At 61.8% G+C, this 13,712-nt stretch carries 13 protein-coding genes; 3 read left to right on the forward strand and 10 right to left on the reverse strand.

Annotation, left to right across the window (positions count from 1 at the left end; genetic code table 11):
• Positions 1-116 precede the first annotated feature (116 nt).
• The 8 genes from FB481_RS22535 to minC form a co-directional block, all read right to left on the reverse strand.
• Positions 117-707, reverse strand: a complete 591-nt coding sequence (locus FB481_RS22535; RefSeq protein ID WP_218571914.1) for a Swt1 family HEPN domain-containing protein — start codon at positions 705-707, stop codon at positions 117-119.
• The gene (locus FB481_RS22540; protein ID WP_147177966.1) at positions 697-1,320 is read right to left on the reverse strand and encodes a DUF5343 domain-containing protein; all 624 of its coding nucleotides are present in this window, start codon (positions 1,318-1,320) and stop codon (positions 697-699) included. The genes FB481_RS22535 and FB481_RS22540 overlap by 11 nt, the downstream gene beginning before the upstream one ends.
• Before the next feature lie 122 nt (positions 1,321-1,442).
• Positions 1,443-2,699, reverse strand: coding sequence for a ribonucleotide-diphosphate reductase subunit beta (locus tag FB481_RS22545; RefSeq protein ID WP_147177969.1), 1,257 nt, complete (start codon positions 2,697-2,699; stop codon positions 1,443-1,445).
• A 173-nt stretch (positions 2,700-2,872) separates the two neighbouring features.
• Positions 2,873-5,782 carry a ribonucleoside-diphosphate reductase subunit alpha gene (locus FB481_RS22550; RefSeq protein WP_147177971.1) on the reverse strand — a complete coding sequence of 970 codons (2,910 nt, stop codon included), beginning with the start codon at positions 5,780-5,782 and terminating at the stop codon, positions 2,873-2,875.
• 868 nt (positions 5,783-6,650) lie between these two features.
• Entirely contained in the window at positions 6,651-7,286 is a 636-nt protein-coding gene (locus FB481_RS22555; protein ID WP_147178023.1) for an RluA family pseudouridine synthase, read from the reverse strand.
• A gap of 152 nt (positions 7,287-7,438) precedes the next feature.
• Positions 7,439-7,693 (reverse strand): cell division topological specificity factor MinE, encoded by a 255-nt coding sequence (minE, locus tag FB481_RS22560; protein ID WP_013790888.1) that lies wholly within the window; start codon positions 7,691-7,693, stop codon positions 7,439-7,441.
• A complete protein-coding gene (gene minD, locus FB481_RS22565) occupies positions 7,690-8,505 on the reverse strand; it encodes a septum site-determining protein MinD (RefSeq protein WP_013790889.1) in 816 nt (271 codons plus the stop codon). The genes minE and minD overlap by 4 nt, the downstream gene beginning before the upstream one ends.
• 181 nt (positions 8,506-8,686) lie before the next feature.
• A complete protein-coding gene (gene minC, locus FB481_RS22570) occupies positions 8,687-9,418 on the reverse strand; it encodes a septum site-determining protein MinC (protein ID WP_147177973.1) in 732 nt (243 codons plus the stop codon).
• Between the two features lie 227 nt (positions 9,419-9,645).
• Between minC and FB481_RS22575 the strand changes: the two genes are divergently transcribed.
• Complete coding sequence (locus FB481_RS22575) at positions 9,646-10,152, forward strand: GNAT family N-acetyltransferase (RefSeq protein WP_147177976.1); 507 nt, start codon at positions 9,646-9,648, stop codon at positions 10,150-10,152.
• 1 nt (position 10,153) lies between these two features.
• Here FB481_RS22575 and FB481_RS22580 read toward each other — a convergent pair whose 3' ends face one another.
• Together FB481_RS22580 and FB481_RS22585 are read right to left on the reverse strand one after the other, a co-directional pair.
• Positions 10,154-10,552, reverse strand: coding sequence for a RidA family protein (locus tag FB481_RS22580; RefSeq protein ID WP_147177978.1), 399 nt, complete (start codon positions 10,550-10,552; stop codon positions 10,154-10,156).
• On the reverse strand, positions 10,542-11,678 hold the full coding sequence (locus FB481_RS22585) for a DSD1 family PLP-dependent enzyme (RefSeq protein WP_147177980.1): 1,137 nt from the start codon (positions 11,676-11,678) through the stop codon (positions 10,542-10,544). Before FB481_RS22585 ends, FB481_RS22580 begins: the two co-directional genes overlap by 11 nt.
• Before the next feature lie 91 nt (positions 11,679-11,769).
• Between FB481_RS22585 and FB481_RS22590 the strand changes: the two genes are divergently transcribed.
• Positions 11,770-12,648: a LysR family transcriptional regulator gene (locus tag FB481_RS22590; protein WP_147177982.1), complete on the forward strand. Its 879-nt coding sequence runs from the start codon at positions 11,770-11,772 to the stop codon at positions 12,646-12,648.
• Positions 12,649-12,702: 54 nt separating this feature from the next.
• The gene (locus FB481_RS22595) at positions 12,703-13,602 is read left to right on the forward strand and encodes a LysR family transcriptional regulator (RefSeq protein ID WP_147177984.1); all 900 of its coding nucleotides are present in this window, start codon (positions 12,703-12,705) and stop codon (positions 13,600-13,602) included.
• The last annotated feature ends 110 nt before the right edge of the window (positions 13,603-13,712 follow it).

The raw sequence follows: 13,712 nt of genomic DNA on the forward strand, positions 1-13,712 counted from the left end.
CCGGATCAACCCATCAGGTTCGACGCTGGAAAACTCTGCTCTTAAAAAGCAGAGCGGGTGGCTTTGAGTCTTGACGCAGGGCCGGCTAATGGGTGTCCCCTTTCTCGCCCTTTTCACTACAGTCCTACTTGTCTATTCCAGTCGTTTACATACATTTCGATTCGCTGGAGCTCATTTGGAAGCAAGATTCTATTGTGTGCTATGAAGTTTCTCGCGCTTTCAAGTTCGTCCATGCGTTGTTTCAGCCAGTGATGGCTCGGGATTAGATCGGAAAAGTCCGCCCAGTTCTCTGTGATGATGTCAGAGAGATGGCCGAATTGCACAAACTCCATAGGGTCTTTGCTTTGGCCTTCCAACCACGAATTGGCCTCCGCATTTTTTATTCGTCCGTCTGCAAAGTTTTTTATTTTATTAGGAACTTTGGAGTTCCACCAGTTTGCCCCGTGGCGCTCTGTTAGTCGGTCGTCAATAAGATTTCTTACAGAGTTCTCGAAACAATACAGGAGCGCGTAAACGCGAGACATAGTGAGTGCGTGATTTCGCAGGTCTACACTAAATGGTGATAGCGCTTCCTGAAAAAGTGATTGTTCTACTTCCCTTTGGTCTGCTCCAACCCTTAATCCCGCGCGACGAAAGTTTTCGGCGTCTGCCTCAAACATTAAGCCTCTAAACATCCAATCTCTTAAGTCTTTCTTGTTAGTGTTCAAGTAGGTGCTCTCTAAGAGATTTAAATATTGCGTTGAAGACTTCAATGTCTTTTGTCGCAGGAAGATGAATTTCTATGTTGTAACGAAGCCCACCTAGGCTGATTCGGTGATTGCTCTCTGGACTATTTGGTTTTGTATCAGGTTGAGTTGGGGGCGGAGTAGGGTCTGTGGCCAGTGAACTGCTGGGTGCTGCTGGCGAGGTCATATCTGCTAGTCTTAGAAGGGCAAAGAAAGTTTTTGCTTGCTCCGATGCAACCCGATCTGTGACGTTATGGACTTGCTTGAACTTGCCTTCAATGGCAACTCTATCTTTCTCGGACAGACTTTCATTGATTAAAAAGAGATCGCTATATGCTTCGCGTATAGCTTCTGCTAAGATTTTTCCAGATTGAGTCCGATCGCGATATGCGTGGTATCTGGGGGTTGGTATTCCATCATCAGTTAAAAATCTCAGATCTTTTAAGAGCGCTAGCACTCCAACGTCATTACTACTTGTGAACCCTAGACCTTTAAGGTGGGATATTGTGAATTTAGCCGGCGCAGCGCCTTCTATTATTTTCTGAAAGATAAGGCCTAGATTTTTTACACTAGTCATATAGCGACTGATTAGCATTCATGCCTCCTGAATGTTTGAGCTATAAAAAAGCCCCGCACTAGGCGGGGCTCTTTATCGAAGCTTCAACCCCAGCATCCATGGCAGGTGTTGGGTGAATCTAGCGTGATTTCAAACTGACATCAATCCCAGCTCAACGCCCCACCAGTCTGATACTCGATCACACGGGTTTCGAAGAAGTTCTTCTCCTTCTTGAGGTCCATGATCTCGCTCATCCACGGGAATGGGTTGGTGGTGCCCGGGTATTCTTCCTTCAGGCCGATCTGGGTCAGGCGGCGGTTGGCGATGAATTTGAGGTAGTCCTCCATCATCGCGGCGTTCATGCCCAGTACGCCGCGGGGCATGGTGTCGCGTGCGTATTCGATTTCCAGCTGGGCGCCCTGCAGGATCATCTGGGTCGCCTCGTCCTTCATGGTGGCGTCCCACAGGCTCGGGTTCTCGATCTTGATCTGGTTGATCATGTCGATGCCGAAGTTCAGGTGCATGGACTCGTCGCGCAGGATGTACTGGAACTGCTCGGCGGTGCCGGTCATCTTGTTGCGGCGGCCCATGGAGAGGATCTGGGTGAAGCCACAGTAGAAGAAGATGCCTTCGAGTACGCAGTAGTAGGCGATCAGGTTCTTGAGGAACTGGCGGTCGGTTTCCGGGGTGCCGGTTTCGAACTTGGGATCGGAGATCGAGCGGGTGTACTTCAGGCCCCAGGAGGCTTTCTTCGCGACGCTCGGGATCTCGTGGTACATGTTGAAGATTTCGCCTTCATCCATGCCCAGCGATTCGATGCAGTACTGGTAGGCGTGGGTGTGGATCGCTTCCTCGAAGGCCTGGCGCAGGATGTACTGGCGGCACTCGGGGTTGGTGATCAGGCGGTATACGGCCAGTACCAGGTTGTTGGCAACCAGGCTGTCGGCGGTGGAGAAGAAGCCCAGGTTGCGCTTGACGATGCGGCGCTCGTCTTCGGTCAGGCCGTCGGCGGACTTCCACAGGGCGATGTCCGCGGTCATGTTCACTTCCTGGGGCATCCAGTGGTTGGCACAACCATCCAGATACTTCTGCCAGGCCCAGTCGTACTTGAAGGGGACGAGCTGGTTGAGGTCGGCGCGGGCGTTGATCATCTGCTTGTCGCCGACTTCCACGCGCGCGGAGCTGCCTTCGAGCTCGTCCAGGCCTTCCTGGATGTCGAGGTCGTTGAGAGCTTGCTTGGCGCGGGCTACGGCGGCGGAGTCGCTGGCGTCGACGGCGCGGGCTTCGAGGGCGGCGTTGCCGCCGACCTGGTTGAGTTTTTCCAGGCTCATGTCGGCGCCGGCCTGTGCAGCGTTGTTCTTGGCGGGGGAGGCGGCTTCGGCGCCGTCTTCCTTGTCGAATTCATCCCAGCTCAGCATGGTGGGGCTCCTGCTTGAGAGGCCGGCGAAGGACCGGCCTGTGTGGATTGTGGCTAATCGGTCGGTAGCTTGCGATGCACGCAGAGCGCTACGGCTGATTATCAGAGGCCGGGGTTGTACCCCGGCTCTTGGGTTATCGGTGCCGGCTGCAGTGGCTGCAGCCGGCTAGACCATCATTGGCAGGCTTCGCAGTCCGGCTCGTCGATGGCGCACGCCTTCGGAACCGGAGCCGGGCCAGGGGAGGCCTGGGTGGTCGGTGCGGCAGCCGGGGCGGCGCTGAGGCCTTGGTCGCCACCACTGGACACGGCGTTGAGCTTGCCGGTGTTGATGGTGGACTTCTCGGTGCTGGTGGCGGCCAGGGCACGGAGGTAGTAGGTGGTTTTCAGACCACGGTACCAGGCCATGCGGTAGGTCACGTCGAGCTTCTTGCCCGAAGCGCCAGCGATGTACAGGTTCAGCGATTGCGCCTGGTCGATCCACTTCTGGCGACGGCTGGCAGCATCGACGATCCACTTGGTGTCGACTTCGAAGGCGGTGGCGTACAGGTCTTTCAGGTCTTGCGGGATGCGCTCGATCTGCTGCACGGAGCCGTCGTAGTACTTCAGGTCGTTGACCATGACCGGGTCCCACAGGCCGCGGTTCTTGAGGTCGCGAACCAGGTAGGGGTTGATCACGGTGAATTCGCCGGAGAGGTTCGACTTCACGTAGAGGTTCTGGTACGTCGGCTCGATGGACTGCGACACGCCAATGATGTTGGAGATGGTCGCGGTCGGCGCAATGGCCATGATGTTCGAGTTACGAATGCCTTTCTTGACGCGCTCACGGATCGGCGCCCAGTCCAGGGTTTCGTCCAGGTTGACGTCGATGTACTTGGCGCCACGGGCTTCGATGAGGATCTGCTGGGAGTCCAGCGGCAGGATGCCCTTGCTCCACAGCGAACCGTTGAAGGTTTCGTAGGCGCCGCGCTCGTCGGCCAGGTCACAGGAAGCCTGGATGGCGTAGTAGCTGATCGCTTCCATGGAGCGGTCGGCGAACTCCACCGCGGCGTCGGAGCCGTAGGCGATGTGCTGCAGGTACAGGGCGTCCTGGAAGCCCATCAGACCGAGGCCGACCGGACGGTGCTTGAGGTTGGAGTTACGGGCCTGCGGCACGCTGTAGTAGTTGATGTCGATGACGTTGTCGAGCATGCGCACGGCGGTCTTCACGGTGCGGCCGAGCTTGGCGGTGTCCAGCTTGCCGTCGACGATGTGGTTGACCATGTTGATCGAGCCCAGGTTGCAGACCGCGATCTCGTCCTTGTTGGTGTTCAGGGTGATCTCGGTGCACAGGTTGGAGCTGTGCACCACGCCCACGTGCTGTTGCGGGCTGCGCAGGTTGCATGGGTCCTTGAAGGTCAGCCACGGGTGGCCGGTCTCGAACAGCATCGAGAGCATCTTGCGCCACAGGTCCTTGGCCTGGATGGTCTTGTACAGCTTGATCTTGCCGTACTCGATCAGGGCTTCGTAGTACTCGTAGCGCTCTTCGAAGGCCTTGCCGGTCAGGTCGTGCAGGTCCGGCGTTTCGCTCGGGCTGAACAGGGTCCACTTGCCGTCTTCGAAGACGCGCTTCATGAACAGGTCCGGAATCCAGTTGGCGGTGTTCATGTCGTGGGTACGACGACGGTCGTCACCGGTGTTCTTGCGCAGCTCGAGGAATTCCTCGATGTCCATGTGCCAGGTTTCCAGGTAGGCGCACACGGCGCCCTTGCGCTTGCCGCCCTGGTTGACCGCCACGGCGGTGTCGTTGACCACTTTGAGGAACGGCACGACGCCCTGGGATTTGCCGTTGGTACCCTTGATGTAGGAGCCCAGCGCGCGCACCGGCGTCCAGTCGTTGCCCAGGCCGCCGGCGAATTTGCTCAGCATGGCGTTGTCGTGGATGGCGCCGTAGATGCCCGACAGGTCGTCCGGCACGGTGGTCAGGTAGCACGACGACAGCTGCGGGCGCAGGGTGCCGGCGTTGAACAGGGTCGGGGTCGACGCCATGTAGTCGAACGAGGAGAGCAGGTTGTAGAACTCGATGGCGCGCTCTTCACGGTTCTTCGGCTCTTCGATGGCCAGGCCCATGGCTACGCGCATGAAGAACACCTGGGGCAGCTCGAAGCGCACGCCATCCTTGTGGATGAAGTAGCGGTCGAACAGGGTTTGCAGGCCCAGGTAGGTGAACTGCTGGTCGCGCTCGTGGTTCAGCGCCTTGCCCAGCTTCTCCAGGTCGTATTCCTTGAGTTTCGGGTCGAGCAGCTCGAACTTCGCACCGGCTTCGACGTAGGCCGGCAGGGCCTTGGCGTACAGCTCGGCCATCTCGTGGTGAGTGGCGCTGGTGGCGATGCCCAGGAAGCCCAGGGCCTCGGCGCGGATGTTGTCCATCAGCAGGCGGGCGGTGACGTAGCTGTAGTTCGGCTCACGCTCGACCAGGGTACGGGCGGTCATCACCAAGGCGGTGTTGACGTCCTTCTGGTTCACGCCGTCGTACAGGTTCTTCAGGGTTTCTTTCTGGATCAGCGCGCCGTCGACTTCCAGCAGGCCTTCGCAGGCTTCGGAAATGATGGTGTTCAGGCGGCCCATGTCCAGCGGCTCGAGGCTGCCGTCGGCGAGGGTGACGCGGATGCTCGGGTGCGGCTCGGCAATGGCGCTGCCGGCGTCGGCGTTCTTGCGCTTGTTGGCCTGGGCTTCGCGGTAGATCACGTAGTCGCGGGCAACTTTCTGCTCGCCAGCGCGCATCAGGGCCAGTTCGACCTGGTCCTGGATCTCTTCGATGTGGATGGTGCCGCCGGACGGCATGCGGCGCTTGAAGGTCGCGGTGACCTGCTCGGTCAGGCGCGCGACGGTGTCATGGATGCGCGACGAAGCGGCGGCGTTGCCACCTTCCACTGCGAGAAACGCCTTGGTGATGGCCACGGTGATCTTGTCACCGGTGTAAGGCACCACGGTGCCGTTACGCTTGATCACACGCAGTTGGCCCGGAGCGGTAGCGGCCAGATCCTGAGGGGCGTCGCCCTGAGGCACATTGGCCTGAGGGTTCTCACGAGTGGTGTCGGTGTGCATGAAGGTCTCCATGATCAATGAAATTTTCGGGTTGTAGCATTCCGTCGCTGATCGACGTGGTACCTGGCTTTCATTCCAATCGACAAAGCCTGCGCCTGCACGAGGCGGGCAGCAGGGTGTTGCAAAAAGGCGGTGATGGACCGGCTGGCGTGCGGCTCAGCGACGGTCGGTACTGTTCGATTGCCGGAACGCTTCATCCCTGGCGTTAACTGGTGCTTCCTGCTGCAAGCAGCCACTAGATGTAGTGTGGGCGCAGCCTCTGGTATTGCGTGTGGCACGAACGATCGGCTCGTTCGCTGCCGCTGTATCCGAGTTGCCGCCACCCTGGCAAAAAAGGGCTTGGGCCATGGACTTCATCAGCACATTTGTGCTTGGGTCCATTTTGGCCAGAAACCCAACATATAGGGGTCTGGCGAACTGGGGATACAAGATAGTGCGGTGTGGGCAGCAAGGCAAGCCCTTTGGGTTGTGGATAAATCTGTGGGTTATGCCGGGGTAAGTGGCGCAAATGCCCATGGTTGCTGGGGCTCGCGCGAGGCTGGGCATTTATGTCGCAGGCAGATTTTTTTAGGGCTTTTGCCGGGTGGTTTCGCAGGTTCGCATAAACACAAGATATGGGGTTATTTACTGAACTTTTTGGTCAATGTGCCATCACGACTTATGTGCTCTATTTAAGTGCTCCGGCGTGACCGTTGGTCGCTCGTAGCGCGTTGTCGAGGGCGCAATCATTTCTTCTGTGGGAACGGGCCATGCCCGTGATCTTTCGCGGCATGGGATGGGCGTCCCCGTCCGCTTCCACATTTCACCGCGGTGGCCCGGCTACCAACTGCTTAGCCGAGCATGCAGCAGCCGGAGAGCGCGATGTTGATCAAAACGGTGCCGGGCACTCGAAGCGCAGGCGCTCGCCACTTTGCGGGTGGGTGAGGGTGAGCATGCTGGCGTGCAGGCACAGGCGCGGGTAGGCGGCCAGGGCTCGTTCGTGGGCATACAGGCCATCGCCGAGCAGTGGGTGGCCGATGGACAGCATGTGCACGCGCAGCTGGTGGGAGCGGCCGGTGATCGGTGTCAGCTCGACGCGGGCGTGTTCGGCGTGGCGTTCCAGCACGCGCCAGAAGGTCAGGGCATGTTTGCCGTGTTCGTGGCAGACCACATGACGTGGCTTGGTCGGCGGGTCGTAGCGCAGCGGCAGATCGATGCTGCCGCTATCGCCTTCGGGTGAGCCCCAGCACAGTGCAGTGTAGGCCTTCTCGGTTTCGCGGTCGTGAAACTGGCGCGACAGCTCGCGGTGGCTGTCGGCATCGCGAGCCAGCACGATTAGCCCCGAGGTTTCCCAGTCCAGGCGGTGCACGATGCGCGCCTCAGGGTAGCCGTTTTCCTGCAGGCGCGTGACCAGGCAATCCTTGTTGTCCTCGGCGCGGCCGGGCACTGAGAGCAGCAGGGTGGGCTTGTTGATCACCAGCAGGGCGGCATCCTGGTGGACGATTTCGATTTGGCTGAGCGGCATAGGCGTGTACAGATTCTGTGGGAGCGGATTCATCCGCGATGCGCTTGGCCTATAAGAACTCGCGGATAAATCCGCTCCCACAGGCAGGCTTGTGACAGCAAAATGGCGGCCACCAGGGCCGCCATCTCGTTCAGGCTTCGTTGCCGGTTCGTTTAACGATCCGGCAGGGTGATGTTCAATTCCAGAATCGAGCAGCTGCCCTGGTTTTCCAGGGCGACCTGCACCTGATCCGAATCGATGGCGACGTACTTGCGGATCACCTCGACCAGCTCCTGCTGCAGGGCAGGCAGGTAGTCGGGCTGGGTGCGCTGGCCACGTTCGTGGGCAACGATGATCTGTAGGCGCTCTTTGGCGATGGAGGCTGTGGTTTCCTTCTTGCGCGAACGCAAGAAGTCGAAAATATTCATTCGCGACCTCCGAATAGGCGTTGCAGGAAGCCCTGCTTCTTAACATCGAGGAAGCGGTGCGCCACTTCCTTGCCGAGCAGGCGATCCACGGCGTCGCTGTACGCCTGGCCGGCATCGCTCTGGTCATCGAGGATCACCGGCACGCCCTGGTTGGAAGCCTTGAGCACTGCCTGGGATTCGGGGATCACGCCGAGCAGGCGGATGGCGAGGATTTCCTCAACGTCTTCCACGCCGAGCATTTCGCCCTTGGTGACGCGCTCAGGGTTGTAGCGGGTCAGCAACAGGTGTTCCTTGATCGGCTCGCCGCCTTGTTCGGCGCGGCGCGACTTGCTGGCCAAGAGGCCCAGCATGCGGTCCGAGTCACGTACCGATGAAACTTCCGGGTTGGTGACCACGATGGCTTCGTCGGCGAAGTACATGGCCAGGTGGGCGCCTTTCTCGATACCGGCCGGCGAGTCGCAGACCACGTATTCGAAGTTCTGCGACAGCTCGGCGATGACCTTCTCGACGCCTTCCTGGGTCAGGGCATCCTTGTCACGGGTCTGGCTGGCGGCCAGCACGTAGAGGTTCTCGAGACGCTTGTCCTTGATCAGGGCCTGGGTGAGGGTGGCTTCGCCGTTGACGACGTTGACGAAGTCGTACACCACGCGGCGTTCGCAGCCCATGATCAGGTCGAGGTTACGCAGGCCGACGTCGAAGTCGACGATGACGGTCTTGTGGCCGCGCAAGGCGAGACCGGTACCGATGGCAGCGCTGGTGGTGGTTTTACCGACGCCACCTTTGCCGGAAGTGACTACGAGGATCTTGGCCAAGGTGATTCACCCTAAAAATGAATATAAAGCAGGAACCTGCCGCGATTGGCGGTCTGTCGAAAGAATCGCTCGGCTGCGGCGTGCGCGGTGCTCGCCAGGGACGACCGATGATTGTTTTGACAGCCCGCCCAGAGGCGTTCGAGGGCCCTGTGTGACAGTTAAAAGTGCGGGGCAGTATCCGTTAAAGACGGGTGATGTTCAACACGTCGCCCATCAGGCTGACTTGCACGGCCCGGCCCCAGTTCGGGTCGCGGCGCAGGTCTTCGGCAACCTTGTACTGGCCGGCGATGGAGAGCAGTTCGGCGCCCATCTGCTGGCAGAAGATCCGTGCTTGCCGGTTGCCCTTGACGCCGGCCAGCGCCCGGCCACGCATTGGCGCGTAGACATGGATGTTGCCGTCGGCGAGAAGTTCCGCACCGGCACTCACCGGGGCCAGCACCACCAGGTCGCAGCCCTGGGCGTAGATCTGTTGGCCGCCGCGCACCGGGGTGGTGATGACGCGGGTCGGCTTGACCTCGGGTTCCACCGGCTTGGGCGGCTCGACCGGCTTGGGCGCCGGGTCGATGACCCGCTCGCGGGCACCGGACGGTGGCAGCACCGGCAGGTCCAGGGCATTGGCGGCGGCGATGTCTTCCTCGCGGCTGGCGCGCACGGCCAGGGTGCGCAGGCCGTGCTTGCGGCACAAGGCCATGAGCTCGCCCAGATCGAGATCACCTTCCTCGCGCGGCAGTTTGTCGAGGGCCAGGACCAGCGGCGTGTTGCTGAAGAAGTTGGGCGCCTGGGCGACCTTCTCGGCGAGTTGCGCATCGAGGCGGGCCAGGTCGTTGTGCGCCAGCTCCATCACGGTGATGGCCAGCATGCTGCCTTTGAGCTGGAACACGGGGTCTTGGTCGAGGAGATCAGCTTGGCTCATGGTCTGCCTGATGGGCCTTGGAAAATTAGCGGGACTTATAACGAGAACGGCGGCGGGGCTCAAGGACAAATGTCGCGCCGATTCCCGTCGCCAGGCTTGCAGTGACAAGCTGGCGGGCCATTGGTGCCCCAGCTGCCTGCAATGTGCGTGTGCTTGTGCGGCGCTAGAAGCGCGCGCTATGTTGCGCAGCCTTTCAAGGCAGGCGTTTGGCCGCTTCAGGTTCAACGATGACGACTTCCCGCATAGAGATAGCCCGAGCCAGCACAGCGGACATCGACGAAGCGATCGGCTTCGTGATGGCAGCCCGCGCCGAGATCTTCCCAATGCTCGATAACAGCGTGCTACCGACCGACCTGCAGCGTTTTGCCGAGACTTACGTGCAGGGCGAGGCGGGCGCTTTCTGGCTGGCACGCTGCGCAGGCGACATCGTCGCGGCCGTGGGCTACTTGCCATACGACCACCGCTTCGCCCAGCTCGACTACCGGGGCGTGCGCACGGTGGAGATCGTGCGGCTGTTCGTGGCGCCTGCTTTCAGGCGCTCCGGCCTGGCAGCCAGGCTGTGCAGCGAGTTGCGCGAGCATGCCATCACCCAGGGGGTGGAGGTGCTCTACCTGCACACCCATCCCTTTTTGCCGGGCGCCGTCCGTTTTTGGGAGCGGCAGGATTTCGAGGTGCTGGATGTCGAAGCCGATCCAGTCTGGCAAACCACTCACATGCAGCTCGCCTTGCGCTAGCTCAGGTGGTATCGCAGCGGGCGATGGCATCTATTTCCACCAGGTAACCATGGTGCAGACCGGCTACCGGTACCACGGCGCGAGCCGGCCGATGGCTTCCGATCAGTTGCCGGTACAGCTGGTCGAAGGCCGGCCAGTGCTCCACTCCGACCAGATATACGGTGACTTTCAGCAGGTCTTCGGGGCGGGAGCCGGCCTCATCGAGGATTGCCAGCAGGTTGCCAAGGGCACGCCGGGCCTGTTCCACGAACGGCTGCTCGGGCTGGTGCCTGCCGTCGGCCCTAACCGGCAGTTGCCCTGATACGTAGAGCAGGCCGGCGTGGCCGATGGCCTGGGCATAGTGGCCTCCGGGAGGCGCCGCCTGGTTGCTGTGCACCTGGGTTATCAGCTTACCAGCCATGCAAGCGACTCCACCGATGAGCTTCGCTGCAGGCGTTGATCGCCTGGTAATGGGGAAACTGCGCGCCCGTTGCGCAGGCATGGTTGGGCAGGATGCGCAGGCGAGTGCCCAGCGGAAATCGCCTGGCCAGCTCAGCGCCGGCCAAGCCTGGCAGAGTGACGATGCCGTGCTCCTGATTGGCCGCGCTGAGCAGCATGCCGTCGATCCAGTGACCCGCTTGCGTGCACACCTGGCCATAGCCGAAGTCGCGTTGCTGATGTTGAGTGCCTCGATCGCGGCTCATGGCCATCCAACCGGCGTCGACGATGATCCAGCCCTTGTCCGGCTGGTGGCCAATGACCTGGGTCAGGACGCTCAGCGCCAGCTCCTCGGCCTGGCAGACGCCGATGTTGTACATCACCAGGTCGAAGAAGGCGTAGACGCCCGCGCGCACTTCCGTGACGCCGTCGAGTTCGCGAGCCGACAGGGCGGTTGGGGTGGAGCCGACGCTGACCTCGGGGCAGGGCAGCCCGGCGGCGCGCAGGCGCTCGGCGGCGGTGACGCAGGCCAGGCGCTCCTGTTCGGCCAGTTGCGCCAGTGCTTGGGGATCACTCAATGCATAGCTGGAGCCGGCATGGGTCAGTACGCCAGCGAGCGACAGCTGGCCCTGGGCAATCACCCTGGCGACTGCCAGCAGGGCTGGATCGTCGGCGCGCAGGCCGGCACGGTGGCCGTCGCAATCGATCTCGATCCAGACGTCGAAGGCTTGCCCCTGTTCGCTGGCGAAGCGGGAGATGGCTTGGGCGCCCTGCAGGCTGTCGGTGAGCAGCCCGAGCCGGCAGCCACGGCGTGCCAGATCAAGGGCCTGAGGCAGCTTGTCCGGGGCCATGACGACCGCATAGAGAATGTCGTCGATGCCGTGCTCGAAGCACCGCTGCGCTTCCCCGAGCGTCGAAACGGTCACGCCCGTGGCGCCGGCAGCGATCTGCGCGGCGATCACCGGCAGGCACTTGCTGGTTTTGACATGGGGGCGCAGACGCACGCCGAGGGCGTTCATGCGCGCCTGCATGCGTTGGATATTGCGTTCCAGGCGCGGCACGTCGAGAAGGGCGGCGGGCGTCTGCAACGTTGCGGGAGGCGTGATCATGATGAACTCCGGGCGGGTAGTGACGGCACTTTAGGGCGATGAGCCAAGCCTGTGGTTAAATCAGCTGTCATCTTTCCTTAAGTGCTGATTAATGATCGCCATCGAGGATCTACGCCTGGCGGCCACCCTGGCCAAGGCTGACTCACTCAGTGCCGCGGCTCGTGCGCTCAACGTCTCGGCGCCGGCGCTATCGATGCGTTTGCGCAAACTCGAGGCTCGGCTGGGCGTGGCCCTTGCCAATCGCGACGCGCGGCGCCTGAGCCTGACGCTGGAAGGCGAGCGCTTTGCCAGGGAAAGCGCGGCGCTGCTCGAACGCCTCGACGCGCTGCCCGATTCTTTCCGCCAGCCAGACGCCCAGTTGGCTGGCCCCCTGCGTCTGGCCGCGCCCTTTGGCTACGGCCGCAAACGCGTGGCACCGGTGCTGGCTCGTTTCGCCCGGCTGCATCCGCAGGTGCAGGTGCAACTGGATCTGCGTGAGGCGCCGTGGCCGGACCGGCACGATAGTGACGCAGTCATCCACATCGGCCATGTCGACGATTCGGCCTGGACCGCTCGCCTGCTTGCTGACAATCAGCGCTGGCTGTGTGCGAGCCCGGCCTACCTCCAGCGGCACGGCGTTCCGCTGGAGCCCGAGGCGTTGGCGCAGCATCGCTGCATCTGCATTCGTGAAAACGACGATGACGTAACGCTTTGGCACCTGCGCAAGGGCAGCACGTTGCGCACCCTGCGGATCGAGCCGGCGATGCTCAGCAATGATGGTGGCGTCGCCCGCCAGTGGGCCGAGCAGGATCAAGGTCTGCTATTGCGCTCGCAATGGGATGTCAGCGAGGCCATCGCCGGTCAGCGCTTGTTGCGCGTATTGGCGGACTGGACGTTCGACGGTGCGCCGATCAATCTGCTGGTGCCGGCCCGTCAGCGACGCACCGCGCGGCTGCAGGCGCTGATCGATTTTCTCGTCGAGTCCTTGTGACCGTGGCGGACGATGCCCGAGCAAATTGCCGCCGAGCGAGGCGGGGAGGCAGGTATGGATAAACTGATGGCCTTGAAAGCCTTTGTGGAAACCGTGCGCTGTGGCGGGTTTTCCGCGGCTGGGCGGTCTCTTGGCGTGGCGACCTCGTCGGTGACCCGGCTGGTCAGCAGCCTGGAGACCGAGCTGCAGAGTGTGCTGGTCAACCGTAGCCCGCGGCAGGTCAGCGTGACCGAGGCCGGGCAGGCGTATTTCACCAAAGCGGTGGCGATTCTTGAGGCGCTTGAAGAAGCCGATGCGGCCATCGCCGATCGCGGCAGCCTGGCGCGTGGCCGGCTGAATGTCAGCGTGCCGGTGGAGTTCGGACGGCGGATCATCGCGCCGCGCCTCGGGCGCTTGCTCGACCGGCATCCGCAGCTCGAGCTGAATCTGCGCCTGAGCGATGAGGTGGTCGACCTGCTCGGCGAGCGGGTGGATGTCGCGGTGCGCCTGGGTAGCACGCTGGTAAGCGACGATGTGGTCAGCCTCGGTGTCGGCCAGTTCCAGCGCTGGCTGGTGGCCAGCCCGGAGTATCTGGCGTGCCATGAGCCGCTCAGCGCGCCGCAGGACCTGCTGGCGCACGACTGCCTGCGCTTCGATTACGGCGCTGCCGGCCAAAGCTGGCAGTTCAGCGCCAGCAGGGAGATACAGCAGGTGGCGGTGCGCGGTCGCCTGCACAGCAACAACGCCGACGTGCTGCGTGAGGCGGCGCTGGCTGGGCAGGGCGTGGCGCTGCTGGCCGATTGGCTGGTCCGCGAGGATGTTGCCAGCGGCCGGCTGCTGCGCGTGCTGGAGTCCTACGCTGTCAGCCCGGGCTCGGCCAGTGGCGCGATCAGCGTGCTGTATCTGCCCAATCAGCGTGGCTCGCGGCGGGTGGCTGCTTTCGTCGAGTTCCTGCGCGAGGTGCTGGCAGGTTGAGCAGCGGTGGCAGTGTTCGACCTGGTGCAACGCAGCGTTGCGCCGCTGGTGGATTCTGCCGAGGCGGCAGGCGTCGTACCCTTTTATCAACCCTGGGCAATCGCGAAGCG

Source organism: Pseudomonas sp. AG1028, from assembly GCF_007993955.1.
GTDB lineage: Bacteria > Pseudomonadota > Gammaproteobacteria > Pseudomonadales > Pseudomonadaceae > Aquipseudomonas > Aquipseudomonas straminea.

Coding starts and splice junctions, on each gene's coding strand:
- FB481_RS22550 (WP_147177971.1), bottom strand. CDS start 5,782: ATGCACACCGACACCACTCGTGAGAACCCTCAGGCCAATGTGCCTCAG.
- FB481_RS22545 (WP_147177969.1), bottom strand. CDS start 2,699: ATGCTGAGCTGGGATGAATTCGACAAGGAAGACGGCGCCGAAGCCGCC.
- FB481_RS22590 (WP_147177982.1), top strand. CDS start 11,770: ATGATCGCCATCGAGGATCTACGCCTGGCGGCCACCCTGGCCAAGGCT.
- FB481_RS22540 (WP_147177966.1), bottom strand. CDS start 1,320: ATGCTAATCAGTCGCTATATGACTAGTGTAAAAAATCTAGGCCTTATC.
- minE (WP_013790888.1), bottom strand. CDS start 7,693: ATGAATATTTTCGACTTCTTGCGTTCGCGCAAGAAGGAAACCACAGCC.
- FB481_RS22575 (WP_147177976.1), top strand. CDS start 9,646: ATGACGACTTCCCGCATAGAGATAGCCCGAGCCAGCACAGCGGACATC.
- FB481_RS22555 (WP_147178023.1), bottom strand. CDS start 7,286: ATGCCGCTCAGCCAAATCGAAATCGTCCACCAGGATGCCGCCCTGCTG.
- FB481_RS22595 (WP_147177984.1), top strand. CDS start 12,703: ATGGATAAACTGATGGCCTTGAAAGCCTTTGTGGAAACCGTGCGCTGT.
- minC (WP_147177973.1), bottom strand. CDS start 9,418: ATGAGCCAAGCTGATCTCCTCGACCAAGACCCCGTGTTCCAGCTCAAA.
- FB481_RS22585 (WP_147177980.1), bottom strand. CDS start 11,678: ATGATCACGCCTCCCGCAACGTTGCAGACGCCCGCCGCCCTTCTCGAC.
- FB481_RS22580 (WP_147177978.1), bottom strand. CDS start 10,552: ATGGCTGGTAAGCTGATAACCCAGGTGCACAGCAACCAGGCGGCGCCT.